Here is an 18361-nt window from a genome sequence, read left to right as displayed (position 1 = left end):
TACTACTCCTCACGATGTTGTTTCAAATAAGACTTCACAAGCTCTTCAATCAGTTCATCACGTTCTAGCTTGCGGATAATGCTTCGTGCATCTTTATGACGAGGTATGTATGCTGGGTCTCCACTTAATAAATAACCGACGATTTGGTTAATCGGATTATAGCCTTTTTCTTGAAGTGCATCATACACAGTTAAAAGTACATCGTTTACATGGACACTCTGTTTTTCATCTTGAAAATTAAACTTCATTGTTTTATCAAAACCGTCCATTTTAAGCACCTCACTTATAAGTAGTAAGTATAGGGAGAAGAATTTCTCCTCTCCCTACTATTGTACACTACTCTCTCTTTATTTTGAAACAGATTTAACGTACTCTTTGACAAATGCTAAAGCTTCATCTACTTGTGCTGGGTTTTTACCACCTGCTTGAGCCATATCAGGACGGCCGCCACCGCCACCGCCGCAGCGGGAAGCAACTTCTTTCACAAGTTTACCTGCATGGTATCCTTGGTTGATTAAATCTTTCGTTACACCTGCTAAGATATTCACTTTGTCATCACTTACAGCTGCTAATACAACCACCGCAGACTCAAGTTTATTCTTTAGGTCATCCATCATTGTACGTAAGTTATTCATATCTGCAACATTCACTTTTGTTGCTAATACATTCACTCCATCAACCGTAAGAACTGAATCTGTTAAGTTTCCAGCCTCAATGTTGCTTAATTTCGCAGCAAGAGATTCATTCTCTTTTTGAAGTTGCTTCACTTCAGCAAATAGACCATCTACTCTTGTTAAAATATCTTTTGGATTTGTTTTCATTTTACCTGCAGCTTCTTTTAATAAACCTACTTGATCGTTCATTAATTCGTATGCTGCTTTACCAGTTACAGCCTCAATACGGCGTGTTCCTGCACCGATACCAGACTCAGCAACAATTTTGAAAATACCAATAGAAGCTGTGTTATCAACGTGGCAACCACCGCAAAGCTCTAAGCTGTAACCACCTACTTGTACAACGCGTACAACATCTCCGTATTTTTCACCAAATAATGCCATTGCACCCATTGCTTTTGCTTCTTCGATTGCTTTTTGAGAAATCTCAACATCAATACTTTCCCAAATTTTTTCGTTTACGATACGCTCAATTTTTTCTAATTCGTCAGCTTGTACTTGACCGAAGTGAGAGAAGTCAAAGCGTAAACGTTCTGATGTTACAAGAGAACCAGCTTGGTTAACATGTGTTCCAAGTACATCTTTCAATGCTTGGTGTAAAATATGCGTTGCTGTATGGTTTTTCACAACACTGCTACGGTTTTTCGTATCAATAACAGCTTTTACAGTCGCTTCTTTCGTTAATGTACCTTCTTCAACAACAATTTTGTGTAAGTTTTGACCATTTGGTGCTTTTTGTACGTCTTTTACAAGAACTTTCACACCGTCAGCAAGAAGGTAACCACGGTCTGCAATTTGTCCACCGCTCTCAGCGTAGAATGGTGTTACATCAAGCATTAATTGTCCTTCATCACCCGCTTGTAAGCTATCTGTGTACTCGCCGTTCTTCACAAGTGCAATAACATTACTTTCTGTAGCAACTGTACCATAGCCAACGAATTCACTAGCTACTTTAATTTCTCCAAGCACACCGCCCTGAACTTGCATAGAATCAACGTCTTGACGAGCAGCACGTGCACGCTCACGTTGTTTTTCCATTTCAGCTTCAAAACCTGCATGGTCAACTGTCATACCAGCTTCTTCTGCATATTCTTCTGTTAATTCAATTGGGAAGCCATATGTGTCATATAGACGGAATGCATCTACTCCAGAAATAACAGTTGTTTTTTCTTCTTTCGCTTTTGCAATTACTTCTGCTAAAATCGCTTCGCCATCATGAAGTGTTTCATGGAAACGCTCTTCTTCGTTTTTCACAACTTTTGCAATGAAATCTTTCTTTTCAAGAACTTCTGGATAGAAGTCTTTCATTACCTCTCCAACAACTGGTACTAATTCATACATAAATGGACGGTTAATGTTTAATTTCTTCGCATAACGAACCGCACGGCGTAATAAACGACGTAATACATAGCCACGGCCTTCGTTAGAAGGAAGAGCTCCATCACCAACAGCAAATGTTACTGTACGGATATGATCAGCAATTACTTTAAATGCCATATCTTTCTCTACATCGCCACCGCGATACTTCTCACCAGAGATTGATTCTGTTGCCCCAATCATTGGCATAAATAGGTCTGTATCAAAATTTGTAGGTACATCTTGAACGATAGATGTCATACGCTCTAGACCCATCCCTGTATCGATGTTTTTCTTTGGAAGTGGTGTATATGAGCCATCTGGATTATGGTTAAATTGAGAGAATACAAGGTTCCACACTTCTAAGTAGCGCTCGTTTTCTCCGCCTGGGTACAACTCTGGGTCACTAAAATCGTTACCGTAAGCTTCTCCGCGGTCATAGAAAATTTCTGTGTTCGGTCCACTTGGTCCTTCACCGATATCCCAGAAGTTTTCTTCTAAACGAATAATGCGCTCTTTCGGAACACCCATTTTTTCATTCCAAATTGTAAATGCTTCTTCATCTTCTGGATGAATTGTAACAGATAGTAACTCTTTATCGAATCCAATCCATTTTTCGCTTGTTAAGAATTCCCAAGCCCATGTAATTGCTTCTTCTTTAAAGTAGTCACCGATTGAGAAGTTTCCTAACATTTCAAAGAATGTATGGTGACGAGCTGTTTTCCCAACGTTTTCAATATCATTTGTACGAATTGATTTTTGTGCATTCGTAATACGTGGATTTTGCGGAATTACACGACCATCAAAGTATTTCTTTAATGTCGCTACACCACTGTTAATCCATAAAAGAGATGGATCCTCATGCGGAACTAATGATGCACTTGGTTCAATTGCATGCCCTTTTTCCTCAAAAAAGTCTAAAAACATTTGACGAATTTGTGCGCCTGTTAATTGTTTCATCTATATTTCCTCCTTTAAGAAATTCCATAAAAACAAAAAACTCCCGTCCCTATAAAAGGGACGAGAGTTAACTCGCGATACCACCCTAATTATGAAATAAAAAGCGGAAGCGTCTCGCTTAAAAGCGGAAGAAATTGAACCAGTCGAACTGAAAGACGTTTTTTGTCTTTCCGTGAGATTGGGAAATTTCGGAGCTTTTAGACGCTGAAGCTAGATTGCATACTGTAATATGCATTTATTTCATCACCTCATGGTGCCGTAACGTGGCAAGACGGCAGGGATTAGCTGCTCTCAGGATTAGCGTTCTGTCACCCTTCATTTAAAACTTCTTTCAGCCGATGGAAGTTTCTCTCTAAAAATGGACTGTGACATACTCGTTCCGTCATCGATTTCAAATCATATATGATAACATCTTATGATATAAACGTATGTAAGTTTATACTATATGCCAAAATTGTAGCGAATCCGTTTCCATTTGTCAATGTTTCCAGAGGGGCTTTATATGAACAACGACTGTTCGAATCACCGCTAAAATAGGAACTGATATGAGAAGACCTACAATTCCAGCTATTTCCCCTCCAACAAGTAATGCGAGCATAATAATAACCGGGTGCATACGTAACGATTTCCCAACAATATACGGAGATAAAATATTACTTTCAACAAATTGCAAAACGGCAAGTGCAATACTTGCTTTAATAAAAAGATTTGTGGATATCGTTGCTGCAATCATCAATGTCGGAATCGCCCCTAAAATAGGACCAAAGTACGGGATTATATCAGTAACTCCAACAATGATTCCTAATAATAGCGGATACTTCATACCAATAAACCAAAATGAAAGAGCAGACACTCCTCCTAAAACTAAACAAACAAATAATTGCCCTCGAATATAACTTCCAAGTGACTTATCAATCTCCTTCGCCAACATCTGCCCCGTACTACGCCATTTACTCGGAACCATCTTCCAAAAGATATGATAAAATTCCCCATAATCTTTCAATATGTAAAATACAATAAATGGAATCAAAAAGATGATAAGCAATGAATCTAATACACCACGTGCTGTACTCATCACTTTATTTAATAACGCTTGTATCTTCATTTCAATTCCAATAAAAATCTGCTTTACTTTCTCATGAATAAATGATGGGAAATTGTCTGTCTGTTCTGTCACACCGTCCATCCAAGAATCATACATTTTCATAAACTGCGGGAATTGCTTATTAACTTCTTGTAACTGCGCAATCACAATCGGTGTCCCTTTATAAATCCCATAACCGAGACCACCAAAAAAAAGAATATAAATCAGCAAAATAGCAAGTGTACGTGGCATTCCCTCTTTATGCAATTTTTCAATTAAGGGATGCAGCAAATAAGCGATAAAACAAGCAATCAAAAATGGTGTAATTGCTACTTTAAATACGAATATAATCGGTGCCCATAATGGTTTAATTTTTAAAAAGACAAGCAAACATAGAAACACTAATAATAATAACCCTAATCGATAAATCCAAATAATTTTAAGATTCTTCAAGCGAAAAACCTCCTCTCCCCTTATTTTGAAAAGAAATAGGGAAGGTTATGTGCAAAACTTTTAAAAAAATAACCGGACTAAAATAATTTCATACGGGCCATACTGTTTTTTAAAAACTTACATATATTTAACCTAATACGAACAAGCTCTTAAGTCAGCTCGAACATAGGGGAGGAGATATAAAATGATTTGGTTCATGCTCATCCTTTCAGCACTTTTTATGATACTAGAATGGATTTGTATTGGATTTGGTATTTGGAAGGGATTCTTCACACGTTCAACGCGAAAGGAACGTGCAAAACAGCTATGGTATTACGGGGTTCTTGGTATTGGATGTTACGGGCTTTCTTATCTTTTTTCTGAAATTGGACTGTTTTATTTATACACAAGTACATGAAAAAACTCCCTAATAAATAAGGGAGTTCTTCACTTTATAGAAATGATTATAGATATGATTTAATCATTTTACGCGCTCTTTTCATATTTCGTTTGGAAAATACGTCTTGTTTACGTGCATATTGATACGCTGCAGCCCCAATACCTAATGCGATTAATGAATTGCGTACGTTCAAAGTAAATCCCCCTTTTGATTATCCGATAGTTCGTTCATTCTCATCAAATAAATCATCAAGAGAACTAAGCGAGCCATCTTCCTCTACTTGATGCGTATGGATTTTCCCCTTTGAAACCGATAATTCAATATAACAGTTCCAGCAATAAAATTGGTTGACACCTATTTTCCCAATATCTTTTCCTTTGCAATTTGGACAACTGAACATATGGCTTTCATCTCCTTACAGTCTCCCAGATCCTATTCGCCATTATGTCCAAACTGCATTCATTTATACATACTAGAACTGCCTTATACTTTCAAAATAACGCTTTCTATATTGAAAGTTTCACTATATAATTTCACCTTGTTACATAAAATCATACGGTGAAATGTTTTCCACATCCATCTCCTGACCATCAATTGTAACCATTTGTACTTCCTCTTTTGATTCCTGCAAGCGATCCGCTAATGTTGTTTGCCGCATTGAATCATCAAGACGATTCACACCTGATTGAAAGGCTGATTCTTCTCCGCAAATAATTAAAAACTTTTTACTTCTCGTAATAGCTGTATAAATTAAATTACGACGCAGCATGCGGTAATAGCTCTTTACAATCGGCATAATTACAATTGGGAATTCACTTCCCTGTGACTTATGGATTGAACAACAATATGCATGCGTAATCTGATTTAAATCTGGCTTTATATATGTTACTTCAATCCCGTCAAATGAAATAACAATCATATCTTGTTTTTCGACATTCTCCTTTGCATAAAAGACAGAAACAATTTCTCCAATATCACCATTAAACACCTGGCTTTCTGGTTGATTTACGAGCTGCAGCACTTTATCACCGACACGGTACACGACATCACCATAAGCAATTTCTCTACTCTTTTCTTTTTTTGGATTAAAGACCTCTTGCAGCGCTTCATTTAACACATTAATCCCTGCCGGTCCGCGGTACATAGGTGCTAATACTTGTACATCTCTTGCACTAAATCCTTTCGCTTTTGCGTTTTCACATACTTGCTTTACAACCTCAACAATTTGAGTACCTGAGCAACCAATAAACGAACGATCTTTTTTATTTTGTGCTAAGTCTGGTGGAAGCGTTCCATTTTTTATTGCATGGGCAAGCTGAATAACGGATGACCCTTCTGCTTGACGGTAAATCTCTGTTAACTTCACTGTCGGAATCGCCCCAGCATCTAATAAATCCTTCAATACTTGCCCTGGCCCTACAGATGGCAATTGATCTTCATCACCTACAATGATGACTTGAATATTTGTTGGTAATGATTTAAATAGTTGATTTGCAAGCCAAATATCAACCATTGAAAATTCATCGATAATAAGTAACTTCCCTTGCACCGGATCCGTTTCATTACGCTGGAAAGATCCTTCTGGCGTCCATCCAAGTAAACGATGAATTGTACAAGCAGGAAGTCCTGTCGACTCACTCATTCGCTTCGCAGCGCGGCCTGTCGGAGCTGTTAACAAAATCGGAAACGGATTATCATCACTATAATCTTTCGGATTTAATGATAAACCATGCAAGGAAGCGTACATTTCGACGATTCCTTTAATTACAGTTGTCTTCCCTGTGCCCGGTCCACCTGTTAATAGCATCATCGGCTTATGAAGAGCAGTTTGGATGGCCTCTTGTTGAAACGGCGCATACTGTACTTTTAGCTGCTCTTCAATTTTCCCTAACGTTAATAGTACTTCTGCTTCAGGAAACGAAGGTGTCTCTTCTTGATTCATGAGACGGCGAATTGATTTGACAACGCCCTTTTCAGAATAAAACAGAGATGCCAAATAAATACGCTCGTCTTCGATAATGACTTTCCCTTCTCCTTGCATCATTTCAACACACTGCACTACATCTTCTTCTGCCACAGCGCTTTCTTGCTTATTTAAAAGTGACATTGTTTCTCGAACAAGTTGACCTTTTTCCATAAATACATGCCCATCTTGCAGTGAAACATTCTCTAGTGTATAGAAACATCCCGCACGTACACGGTCATTATGATTCCCTGATATACCAAGCGCTCGTCCTATATCATCCGCTCTTCCGAATCCTATACCATCTACTTCCTCAATCAGTTGATACGGATTGTTCCGAATTACCTCAAGCGTCATTTCTTTATACTGCTGATAAATCTTAATCGAGAGCTTCGTTCCAAAACCATAACCATTTAAAAAGCTCATGACTTTTTCAAGACCCTGGTGTTCAATAATTGTGTCATAAATCTCTTGTGCTTTCTGCTTATTTACAACACCTTCTAATGCAGCAGGGTCGTCCATAATTTTAGAAATTGCATGTTCCCCAAGATAATCAACAATCTTTTCTGCTGTTCTCTTCCCAATTCCTTTAAATAAATCACTTGCTAAATATTGCACCATACCTGTTTTGGTTTGGGGTAACTCTTTTTTAAATGTTTCAACTAAATATTGTTTTCCGTACTTTGGATGGTCTTTAAAATGCCCTGTTAATGTAAATACTTCGTCTTCATGCATACGGGGAAAGTGACCGTTGATCATCACTCTTTTTTCGTCATATGTTTCATTTGTTTCAATGATTTTCATACTGACAACGGAATAGAGGTTTTCTTCGTTGTGGAAAATGGTATGAAGAACTTGTGCTTTTATAAATTTTTGCTCTTCCTCAAACAAATCCATTGCATGTTGATTTCCCATATCGCCTCTCCTTTCCGGTTTTTCTCACTCTAACGAGCAGTACAGCCCCCACCTTTCTCCTTCACAATCAGATGAGGGGTAACTGCACGTTAAAATCTAATTTTTATTCGCCTTCTTGCTCTAATAAACGAATACCATTCCCTGCTAAAAAGTGATCTGGCTGAATTTCAGTCGCCTTCTTAAATAAGGCAAGTGCTTTCTCATTATTTTCTTCAAATACGTAAGCAACACCTAGATTATAATACGCATCTGCATGCTCTTCGTCCATTTGTAATACCTTTTCAAAATAAGGTTTTGCGTTTTGAATATGCTCTAGTCGTGCAAAGCATAATCCGCATTGGAATACTGCTTCTACATCTGACTCATCAAGTTCAGCTGCTCTTTGTAAAAACGGCAGTGCAAGAAGATCATTTCCAAGCTGTACATGTGTAATCCCAAGCATAAATGTTACATCAGCTGATTGTAACCCAGCTTGCATAGCTTGTTCAAAAGCAACTTTTGCTTCTGAAAATTGTTCTTGTCCATAATATATGTTTCCGAGTCCATAATAGGCGGCAGCTGATTTTTCATCTAATTCTAACGCGCGTTTATAAAATAGAATTGCACGCTCGCTATCGCCTAACACATCTAATAAATTCGCGAAATTAATGTATCCAAGCGCATCTTTCGGATTTTCTTCAATTGCCTCTGTAAAGTTTTTAGCTGCTTCTTCCCAGTTTCCTTCTTGCATATATTGAATGCCTGTTTCAAGCTTATTTGACATGTTCCTCACCTCTACAACAAATTATAACAAAGAATCTATTTTCCGAGCGAACAAAAATTCGCTCTTTAAAAAAGAAACCTCTGACCGCGAATCGGCAGAGGCTCTCATTTTTACCCTAAATAATCTAATTTCTTGCCACTACGATATACTTCATCAATCGTCGCGCCGCCTAAACATTCATCTCCATCATAGAAAACAACTGCTTGCCCGGGCGTAATGGCACGAATTGGTTCATCGCAAAGGATACGAACGGTATTCTCATCAACAATTTGAACCGTTACCTTGTTATCTTCTTGACGATAACGAAACTTCGCTGTGCATGTAAATTCTTTCTCTTTCGCCCTATTGCTTACCCAGCTTACATTTGTAGCAATAACTTCATCTCCGTATAAAAGTTCATTGTGGAATCCTTGATCAACGTATAAAATGTTTTCTTTCAAGTTTTTTCCAACAGCGAACCAAGGATCACCATTACCACCAATACCAAGGCCATGACGTTGTCCAATTGTATAGTACATTAAACCGTCATGTTTCCCTTTTACTTCGCCAGATAATGTTTGCATCACACCTGGCTGAGCTGGTAAGTAGTTGCTTAAGAAATCTTTAAAGTTACGTTCACCGATAAAGCAAATACCTGTACTATCTTTTTTCGTCGCTGTTGCTAAACCAGCTTCCTTCGCCATTTCACGAATTTGTGGTTTCTTTAATTCGCCTAATGGGAACATTGTTTTTGATAGTTGCTCTTGGCTTAATTGATTTAAGAAATATGTTTGATCCTTATTATCATCAACACCGCGGAGCATTTTATATTCGCCGTCGATATAAGCAACACGTGCATAATGACCTGTTGCTACATAATCCGCACCAAGCGCGATTGCATGCTCTAAAAAGGCTTTAAACTTAATTTCTTTATTACACATTACATCTGGGTTTGGCGTACGACCAGCTCGGTACTCATCTAAAAAATACGTAAATACTTTATCCCAATATTGCTTTTCAAAGTTTACTGCATAATATGGGATGCCAATTTGATTGCACACTTCAATTACATCGTTATAATCTTCCGTTGCTGTACAGACACCATTCTCGTCTGTATCATCCCAGTTTTTCATAAAAATTCCGATTACATCATAGCCCTGCTTTTTTAATAACATCGCTGCTACTGATGAATCAACGCCACCGGACATTCCGATGACAACACGTGTTTCGTGAGGTAGTTTGTTCATCATGTCACCTCCTATACTAGTCTTGTGTTAATCGCTTCACGATTTTCACTGTTTCGTACGCTGCTTTTTCCACTTGTTCTTTCGTATTCCCAAGCCCAAAACTAAAACGTACGGATGAACGTATTTGATCGGAATCTTTTCCAAACATCGCTACTAGCACATGCGACGGGTCAATAGAACCAGCTGTACATGCAGAACCACTCGATACTGCAATCCCTGCCAAGTCTAAGTTTACAAGAAACGGCTCAATATCCATTCCTGTAAAACTTACATTAAACACATGTGGTAAGCGATGTTCTAAGTTTCCGTTTACCTCAAAAGTAATGTCTTCTTTTTGAAAGACAGATACCATTATATCTTTAAATCCTTCATATTGGGCAATTTTTTGCTCACGGGTTGATTCTGCCAACTTAACAGCTTGCTCTAGCCCAACGATGCTAGGTACATTCTCAGTACCTGCACGGCGTTTTCGCTCTTGTTCCCCGCCTGTTAATAACGGTTCAAATTTCACAGCTGTGCTAGCATATAAAAACCCTACACCTTTTGGACCATTAATTTTATGAGCAGATATAGATAATAAATCAATACCCATGTCCTTCACATCAATCGCTGTTAAACCATAGGCTTGTACAGCATCTGTATGAAAATAAGCTTGATGCTCTTTCAACAGTTCTCCGATTTCTACAATCGGTTGCACCGTACCAACTTCATTATTCCCAAACATAACAGATACAAGAATTGTTTCATCTGTTAATGCCTCTTTCACATCAGAAATTTGAACACGGCCCGTTTCATCAACTGGTAAATACGTCACTTTGAAACCTTCTCGCTCTAACACTTCACATGTATGCAAAATAGCGTGATGTTCAATTTGCGCCGTAATAATGTGCTGTCCTTTATTGCGATTTGCACGCGCTACACCTAAAAGCGCTAAATTATCAGCCTCTGTACCACCGCTTGTAAAAATAATTTCATTTGGATTTGCATTGATGCTGCGTGCACATGTACGTCTCGCTTCATCTACCGCATGACGAGTTTGGCGTCCATAAAAATGAATACTAGACGGATTACCAAATATTTCTGTCATATATGGAATCATCTTTTCGACTACTTCTGGGTGAGCCGGAGATGTCGCAGCATGATCTAAGTAAATGCGTTCCATCAGATCTCCTTCTTTCCAAATCGTTTCACAAGGAATTAAATGTAAAACATATAACCCCCATGATTTTCTTCTTCATAGCGTACTAAATCTTCTAAAGTTGTACTATCTAATACTTCTTGTACCGCATCACGAACACGCATCCATAACTGACGCTGTGCTGGTTCTTCCTCTTCTATCATTTCAACAACGCTAATCGGACCTTCTAAAACTCTAATAACATCGCCTGCTGTAATGTTGACTGGTTGATCCGATAATACATAACCACCATATGCACCTCGCGTACTTTTTACAAGACGAGCGTTACGAAGTGGAGAGATTAATTGCTCTAAGTAATGTTCAGATAGGTCATGTGCCTGCGCAATTGATTTTAAAGAAATTGGGCCTTCACCAAACTTTTTCGCAAGATCGATCATAATTGTTAAGCCATAACGGCCTTTTGTTGAAATTTTCATCTATTTCGCACCTCTTTTCAAAAATTCACTTCTATTAGTTAAATCTTTATTCGTAAGAAGAACACAATATAAAAATCAAAATCCTATGAAATTATAGCATAATATAGTATTATAAGAAATTTCAACTTGTGTATTCAAAATCATAACACAAAATCACATTGAAAAACTCGGAAATTATTACAATAAAGAGAAAATTAAAAATATTAATCAAGACTCCTTATATAAAATTGCATCACATTTCAGTTTTTCACGAAAAAGATGATACCATAGAATAAGATTATACATTAAGGGAGACGGTCATGATGAAACAACCACTCGCACATCGAATGCGCCCGGTAAACATTACAGAAATAATCGGACAGCAGCATTTAGTTGGTGAAGGGAAAATTTTATGGCGAATGGTGCAGGCAAACCATTTTCAATCGATGATTTTGTATGGTCCACCCGGCACAGGAAAAACATCAATTGCTAGCGCAATCGCTGGCAGTACAGGGACGCCGTTCCGCCTATTGAATGCAGTGACTCACAATAAAAAAGATATGGAAGTTGTCGTGCAAGAAGCAAAGATGCACCGCCACCTTGTTTTAATTTTAGATGAGGTCCACCGCTTAGATAAAGTAAAACAAGACTTTCTCTTACCACATTTAGAAAGCGGGCTTCTTACATTGATTGGTGCAACAACAAGCAACCCATTCCATGCAATTAACTCCGCTATCCGTAGCCGTTGTCAAATCTTTGAACTACACGCACTAACAGAAGATGATATTTTAATTGGTCTAAAACGAGCGCTTGAAAATAAAGAAAAAGGTTTAGGTGAATATCATGTAACTGTTACAGATGAGGCCTTTCGTCACTTTGCAAATGCATCAGGTGGAGATATGCGCTCTGCTTATAACGCCCTTGAGCTCGCTGTTTTATCTAGTTTTACAACAGATAATCAAGCGGTAGAAATCACACTGGAGATTGCAGAAGAATGCTTACAAAAGAAAAGCTTCGTTCATGATAAAGGCGGAGATGCTCATTATGATGTCTTATCAGCGTTTCAAAAGTCAGTGCGCGGAAGTGACGTGAACGCTGCACTTCATTATTTAGCGCGCCTTATTGAAGCTGGAGATCTACAAAGTATCGGGAGACGTCTTCTTATTATGGCATATGAAGATATTGGACTTGCTAGTCCGCAAGCTGGACCACGGACGCTCGCTGCCATTGAAGCTGCAGAACGCGTCGGATTTCCAGAGGCTCGCATTCCACTTACCAATGCAGTTATCGAACTTTGCCTTTCTCCAAAATCAAATTCAGCATACAAGGCGCTTGATGCTGCGCTTCACGACTTACGAAATGGACAAACAGGCGATGTACCAAGTCATTTAAAAGATAGTCACTATAAGGGTGCTGAATCATTAGGTAGAGGCATTGGATACTTATATCCGCACGATTATCCGAATGGATGGGTACAGCAACAATACTTACCCGACAAAATTAAAAATAAGCAATATTATAAACCGAAAACGACTGGAAAATTTGAACAAGCACTTTCAAGCGTATATGAAAGATTGCAAAGTTCGCATAAAAGCAAACCAAAAGGGTAATCTAAGCGAAAACGACATCATAATGGAGGTTTCGCTTATGAAAACACGCCAAGATGCATGGACAGGAGAAGATGATCTCCTTTTAGCAGAAACCGTTTTACGACATATTCGCATAGGAAGTACACAACTAAAAGCGTTCGATGAAGTCGGTGACAAATTAAACCGCACTTCTGCCGCTTGTGGCTTTCGTTGGAATGCTGAAGTCAGACAAAATTATGAGGACGCCGTACAGCTCGCTAAGAAGCAGAGAAAAGAGTTAAAGCGTTCTGAAGCAAATGTAGAAAAAGAACAACTATTACAACCAAAACAAAAAAAGAAAGTCGTAATTGATGTTGAATTTTCCGAAGAACCTGTTTCTAATAAACATTCTCTTACAATGCAAGATGTAATCTCATTCTTACAAAACTTAGAACACAATCATCCTCACTTAGAAAAGATACAAAATGAAAATGAAGACTTGCATACAAAGCTTGTCTCCTTACAAAAAACAAACGATGAACTAGAAGTCAAACTAGCAGCTTTAACGAAAAAACAACAAGCAATCGAAGAAGATTATGCAATGCTTGTTAGAATTATGGACCGTGCTCGAAAACTTGTGCTAGTAAATGAACAAGAGGATCAAATTGCTCCTATTTTTAAAACAGATCAGAACGGGAATTTAGATATTATATATTCAGCGGAAAATTAAAGAACTTCCCACCTAACATGAAAAGGTGGGGAGTTTTTTTATATAAAAATTAAAAAGCGCATACTCCCAGTGGAATATACGCTTTTCCCTAATTATTCTTGTCCCACACGTTTCACTTCTACATTCTTTAAACGTTCACGCACAACATGGCTCGCCATAATTAAGCCTGCCACAGATGGTACGAATGCATTTGAGGAAGGTGGTAATTTCGCTTTACGAATTTTTGCATTTTCATCTGGAACGATTTCTTTACGCACCTCTTCGCGAATTACAATTGGGTTTTCGTCAGAGAATACAACTTTTACACCCTTTTTAATCCCTTCTTTACGAAGCTTCGTACGAATTACTTTCGCAATTGGGTCTGTATGTGTTTTTGAAATATCCGCAATACGGAAACGAGTTGGATCCATTTTGTTTGCTGCACCCATACTCGAAATCATTTTAATCTTACGTCGTAAGCATTGTTTAATTAAATGAATTTTGAACGTAATTGTGTCTGATGCATCCACTACGAAATCTAAACCGTGCTTAAAGAAATCTTCATACGTTTCTTCTGTATAGAACATTTCTAATGCAATAACTTCACAATCTGGATTAATATCAGCAATACGCTCTTTCATTAGCTCTACTTTTGAACGTCCTACAGTAGAAACTAATGCATGAATTTGACGGTTTACATTTGTAATATCAACAACGTCTTTATCAACTAATACAAGGCGTCCTACGCCAGAACGTGCTAATGCTTCTGCTGCAAATGAGCCTACGCCGCCAATTCCTAAAATACCAACTGTACTATTTTTTAATATTTCAAGGCCTTCTTTTCCGAAGGCTAATTCATTACGTGAAAATTGATGTAACATGCGTTCTACACTCCTATTACAAAAATGGTCTACCATGTATTCTAGCGTTTTTCCGACTATTTGTATAGAAAAAGTTACACAACTACTAAAAATACCTTTCTAACAAGAAAAATACACAGAATCCCTAAAAAAAACTAGATGCGGTTAGTATACCCCATCTAGTTTCCGTTCTTACTTCTCTTCTTTTACGTTTAACTGTAAGCTAAGTTCTTCAAGCTGCGCTTCTGCAACTGGGCTTGGCGCATCTGTTAACAAGCAACTTGCGCTTGCTGTTTTTGGGAATGCAATTGTATCACGAAGGTTTGTACGGCCTGCAAGTAACATAACAAGACGGTCTAAACCTAATGCGATTCCACCATGTGGTGGTGTACCGTATTCGAACGCTTCTAATAAGAATCCAAATTGCTCTTGCGCTTCTTCTTGAGAGAATCCAAGTGCTTTGAACATTTTTTCTTGTACATCACGCTCATAAATACGAAGTGACCCACCGCCAAGCTCATAACCGTTTAATACAAGGTCATATGCTTGTGCACGCGCTTTTTCTGGTGCTGTTTCTAGTAACTCTACATCTTCACGGAATGGCATTGTGAATGGATGGTGTGCCGCGAAGTAGCGATCAGCATCTTCATCATACTCAAGAAGTGGCCAATCAGTTACCCATAGGAAATTAAATTTGTTTTCGTCGATTAACTCAAGTTCTTTCCCTAAGCGTAAACGAAGTGCGCCTAAGCTATCTGCAACAATGCTCTTCTTATCTGCAACGAATAATAATAAGTCGCCTGCAGCTGCTTCTAATGTATTCATTAATACACTTGCATCTTCTTCACCGAAGAATTTCGCGATTGGTCCTTTTAAGCCATCTTCTTCAACTTTTAACCAAGCTAAACCTTTTGCACCGTATACTTTTACAAATTCAGTTAATGCATCGATATCTTTACGAGAATATTTACTCGCTGCACCTTTTGCATTAATTGCTTTTACTTGTCCTCCGCTTTCTACAGCGCTTGTGAATACTTTGAATCCACATCCTGCTGCAAACTCAGATAGGTCAGTAAGCTCCATTGCAAAGCGTGTATCTGGCTTATCAGAACCATATCGAGCCATTGCATCCACATATGTCATACGAGGGAATGGAGCGTTAATTTCTACACCTTTTGCATCCTTCATCACTTTCGTCATCATGCGTTCCATCATTTCTAGAATTTCTTCTTGTGTTAGGAATGATGCCTCGATGTCGATTTGTGTGAATTCTGGTTGACGGTCCGCACGTAAATCTTCATCACGGAAACAACGTGCTACTTGATAATAACGCTCAAATCCACCGACCATAAGAAGCTGTTTAAATAGCTGCGGAGATTGAGGTAATGCATAAAACTCACCATCATGCACACGGCTTGGTACTAAATAGTCACGTGCACCTTCTGGTGTACTCTTTGTTAAGATTGGTGTTTCGACTTCTAAGAATTCTTCTGAATCTAAGAAGTTACGAATTGTTTTTGTTACATCATGACGCATTTTAAATGTGTTATACATAACAGGACGACGCAAATCTAAATAACGATATTTTAAACGAACATCTTCTGATGCATCTGTATCATCTGTAATAATAATTGGCGTTGTTTTTGCTGCATTTAGTACATTTACTTTTGTAGCTTGTACTTCAATACGCCCAGTTGCCATATTGTCATTAATTGCACCTTGTGCGCGCTCAACAACTGTTCCTTCTACGTGAAGCACGTATTCGCTACGAATTGTTTCTGCTACCTCTAGTGCTTCTTTAGATGTTTCCGGGTTAAATACAACTTGCACAATACCTGTACGGTCACGTAAGTCGATGAAAATTAATCCACCTAAGTCACGACGCTTCTGTACCCAACCTTTTAATTGAACGGTTTGTCCAACTGCTTCTACTGTTACTTTTCCACATGCATGTGTTCTTTCAGCCACTATGAGTTCCCCCTATATTAATTTCTCTGCCACGTATGAAGCGAATACATCTAATGCAACTTCTTCTTGCTCACCTGTTGCCATGTTCTTTAAGTTAATGATGCCTTTATCAAGCTCATCTTCCCCTAATACAGCTACAAATTTCGCATTCAAACGATCTGCTGATTTAAATTGTGCTTTCATTTTACGATCTAAATAATCCTTTTCAACTGATAACCCAGCCCTGCGAAGATCAAACGCAACTTTTGCAGCATGATCTTTCGCTTTGTCCCCAAGTGCTACAACATAGCAATCAATGTTCTGTTCAATTGGAAGCTCAATGTTTTCAGCTTTTAATGCCATAATTAAACGCTCAATACTCATCGCAAAACCGATACCAGGCATTTCTGGACCACCGATTTCTTGTACAAGACCGTTATAACGACCGCCACCACTTAATGTTGTAATTGAGCCAAACCCGTCTGCTTCACTCATAATTTCAAAAACAGTGTGCTGATAGTAATCTAAACCACGCACTAGGTTCGGATCTTTTTCAAACGGAACACCCATCATTGTTAATAGTTCTTGTACTTTTTCATAGTACGCTGTTGATTCTTCATTTAAGTATTCTGTAATAGATGGCGCCGCGTCCATTAATTCATGATCACGATCCTTCTTACAGTCTAAAATGCGAAGTGGGTTTTTCTCTAAACGAGATTGGCAATCAGAACAGAACTCGCCAATGCGAGGTTCGAAGTGAGCAATTAACGCCTCACGGTGCGCTTGACGACTTGCTGAATCACCTAAACTATTTAAAACAACTTTAATGTTTTTTAAGCCCATACCGCGGTAAAACTCTACAGCAAGTGCGATTACTTCTGCATCGATTGCAGGATCGTTACTACCGATTGCTTCGATACCGAATTGTACGAATTGACGATAGCGGCCTGCTTGTGGTCTTTCATAACGGAACATTTGACCGATGTAATATAATTTCGTAGGTTGCGTCGCATCACCGTACATTTTATTTTCAACGTAAGAACGTACAACAGGTGCTGTTCCTTCTGGACGAAGTGTTAAGCTACGCTCTCCACGATCTTGGAATGAGTACATTTCTTTTTGTACGATATCTGTTGTATCACCAACACCGCGTAAAAATAATTCTGTGTGCTCAAAAATTGGTGTACGAATTTCTTTATAGTTGTAACGACGGCAAATTTCGCGTGCTTGCCCTTCGATATACTGCCATAACTCAACACTACCTGGAAGAATATCTTGCGTTCCGCGTGGGATTTGAATAGACATATTCAGTTCCTCCTCAAATTGTTTTAATCTTATTAAAAATAAAAAACTCCCGCCTCTACTGATTATCCAGTAGGGACGAGAGTATTATACCCGTGGTGCCACCCTAATTGAAGCACGTATGCTTCCACTTTTTTAATAACGCTTAAATTTGCGTTCAATCTCTACTAAGCCTATAAGCCGTTCAAGTTGAAACCTACAGAGTGTCATTCAATCAGTCATCATGTAGAAATGTTTTCAGCCTAGGACATTTCTTCTCTTTTCATGTGTATCCAATCTACTCTTCTCTATCATCGGTTCTCTTCATATGTAAATATAAAATTACTATACGTTTGTTCCGGACGATTGTCAAGTGCCCTAGGAGCGTTCAATCTGCTTCTTTAAACGCTTTACATCTTGCAATGAAATACCAAATTCAGATGCAAGCTCCATAGAAGTATTATTTTGTTCTCTTGCAATAAACTCATGAAAATTCACGTTAAATAATTGGTTTGCACCATTTGTAACAGAATGACCTTTTTCATTCATACGCATACGTGTATCCCTCCCAATCAACATGGATGTTTTTACTTCTATTGTTCCATATTGATGAGTCGGTTATACACAAAT

General features: G+C 38.3%; 17 protein-coding genes and 1 other annotated feature. Of the genes, 3 read left to right on the top strand and 14 right to left on the bottom strand.

Annotation, left to right across the window (positions count from 1 at the left end; all coding sequences use genetic code 11):
- Window positions 1–2: 2 nt before the first annotated feature.
- From CN288_RS17325 to CN288_RS17315, 3 genes are all read right to left on the bottom strand, one after another.
- Window positions 3–269 (bottom strand): IreB family regulatory phosphoprotein, encoded by a 267-nt coding sequence (locus CN288_RS17325; RefSeq protein WP_000348589.1) that lies wholly within the window; start codon window positions 267–269, stop codon window positions 3–5.
- Window positions 270–347: 78 nt separating this feature from the next.
- Window positions 348–2990 (bottom strand): alanine--tRNA ligase, encoded by a 2643-nt coding sequence (alaS, locus tag CN288_RS17320; RefSeq protein WP_090687603.1) that lies wholly within the window; start codon window positions 2988–2990, stop codon window positions 348–350.
- A 478-nt stretch (window positions 2991–3468) separates the two neighbouring features.
- Complete coding sequence (locus tag CN288_RS17315; RefSeq protein WP_026593468.1) at window positions 3469–4527, bottom strand: AI-2E family transporter; 1059 nt, start codon at window positions 4525–4527, stop codon at window positions 3469–3471.
- 184 nt (window positions 4528–4711) lie between these two features.
- On the opposite strand from CN288_RS17315, the gene CN288_RS17310 reads away from it, so the two are divergent.
- A complete protein-coding gene (locus CN288_RS17310; RefSeq protein WP_026593469.1) occupies window positions 4712–4924 on the top strand; it encodes a hypothetical protein in 213 nt (70 codons plus the stop codon).
- A 46-nt stretch (window positions 4925–4970) separates the two neighbouring features.
- On the opposite strand, the gene CN288_RS17305 is transcribed toward CN288_RS17310, so the two are convergent.
- The 7 genes from CN288_RS17305 to cymR all read right to left on the bottom strand — a co-directional run bounded on the left by CN288_RS17305 (window position 4971) and on the right by cymR (window position 11387).
- On the bottom strand, window positions 4971–5099 hold the full coding sequence (locus tag CN288_RS17305) for a YrzQ family protein (RefSeq protein WP_001102898.1): 129 nt from the start codon (window positions 5097–5099) through the stop codon (window positions 4971–4973).
- A gap of 18 nt (window positions 5100–5117) precedes the next feature.
- Complete coding sequence (locus tag CN288_RS17300) at window positions 5118–5306, bottom strand: hypothetical protein (RefSeq protein WP_000490499.1); 189 nt, start codon at window positions 5304–5306, stop codon at window positions 5118–5120.
- Window positions 5307–5447: 141 nt separating this feature from the next.
- Window positions 5448–7784, bottom strand: a complete 2337-nt coding sequence (gene recD2 / locus CN288_RS17295) for an SF1B family DNA helicase RecD2 (RefSeq protein WP_026593470.1) — start codon at window positions 7782–7784, stop codon at window positions 5448–5450.
- 103 nt (window positions 7785–7887) lie between these two features.
- Window positions 7888–8547 (bottom strand): tetratricopeptide repeat protein, encoded by a 660-nt coding sequence (locus CN288_RS17290; RefSeq protein WP_026593471.1) that lies wholly within the window; start codon window positions 8545–8547, stop codon window positions 7888–7890.
- 110 nt (window positions 8548–8657) lie between these two features.
- Window positions 8658–9773 carry a tRNA 2-thiouridine(34) synthase MnmA gene (gene mnmA / locus CN288_RS17285; RefSeq protein ID WP_026593472.1) on the bottom strand — a complete coding sequence of 372 codons (1116 nt, stop codon included), beginning with the start codon at window positions 9771–9773 and terminating at the stop codon, window positions 8658–8660.
- Between the two features lie 16 nt (window positions 9774–9789).
- Window positions 9790–10935 (bottom strand): cysteine desulfurase family protein, encoded by a 1146-nt coding sequence (locus CN288_RS17280; RefSeq protein ID WP_026593473.1) that lies wholly within the window; start codon window positions 10933–10935, stop codon window positions 9790–9792.
- Window positions 10936–10970: 35 nt separating this feature from the next.
- A complete protein-coding gene (gene cymR / locus CN288_RS17275; RefSeq protein ID WP_000704117.1) occupies window positions 10971–11387 on the bottom strand; it encodes a cysteine metabolism transcriptional regulator CymR in 417 nt (138 codons plus the stop codon).
- A 302-nt stretch (window positions 11388–11689) separates the two neighbouring features.
- Here cymR and CN288_RS17270 point away from each other — a divergent pair, with 302 nt between their 5' ends.
- Both CN288_RS17270 and CN288_RS17265 read left to right on the top strand, forming a co-directional pair.
- On the top strand, window positions 11690–12976 hold the full coding sequence (locus CN288_RS17270; protein ID WP_098302706.1) for a replication-associated recombination protein A: 1287 nt from the start codon (window positions 11690–11692) through the stop codon (window positions 12974–12976).
- A gap of 37 nt (window positions 12977–13013) precedes the next feature.
- Window positions 13014–13664, top strand: a complete 651-nt coding sequence (locus tag CN288_RS17265; protein ID WP_098302705.1) for an RsfA family transcriptional regulator — start codon at window positions 13014–13016, stop codon at window positions 13662–13664.
- Between the two features lie 92 nt (window positions 13665–13756).
- Here CN288_RS17265 and CN288_RS17260 read toward each other — a convergent pair whose 3' ends face one another.
- The 4 genes from CN288_RS17260 to CN288_RS28865 form a co-directional block, all read right to left on the bottom strand.
- Entirely contained in the window at window positions 13757–14524 is a 768-nt protein-coding gene (locus CN288_RS17260; protein WP_026593476.1) for a tRNA threonylcarbamoyladenosine dehydratase, read from the bottom strand.
- Window positions 14525–14695: 171 nt separating this feature from the next.
- Window positions 14696–16471, bottom strand: coding sequence for an aspartate--tRNA ligase (aspS, locus tag CN288_RS17255; protein WP_098302704.1), 1776 nt, complete (start codon window positions 16469–16471; stop codon window positions 14696–14698).
- A gap of 12 nt (window positions 16472–16483) precedes the next feature.
- Window positions 16484–17755 (bottom strand): histidine--tRNA ligase, encoded by a 1272-nt coding sequence (hisS, locus tag CN288_RS17250; protein WP_026593478.1) that lies wholly within the window; start codon window positions 17753–17755, stop codon window positions 16484–16486.
- A gap of 68 nt (window positions 17756–17823) precedes the next feature.
- Window positions 17824–18055, bottom strand: a binding site (T-box leader).
- Between the two features lie 54 nt (window positions 18056–18109).
- Window positions 18110–18286 (bottom strand): hypothetical protein, encoded by a 177-nt coding sequence (locus tag CN288_RS28865; RefSeq protein WP_003200475.1) that lies wholly within the window; start codon window positions 18284–18286, stop codon window positions 18110–18112.
- Between the last annotated feature and the right edge of the window lie 75 nt (window positions 18287–18361).

The sequence above is a fragment of the Bacillus sp. AFS023182 genome (assembly GCF_002560575.1).
In the GTDB taxonomy this organism is placed as follows: domain Bacteria; phylum Bacillota; class Bacilli; order Bacillales; family Bacillaceae_G; genus Bacillus_A; species Bacillus_A arachidis.
Note: the sequence above shows the minus strand (reverse complement) of the source record. Positions and strands in the feature narration are given on the sequence as shown.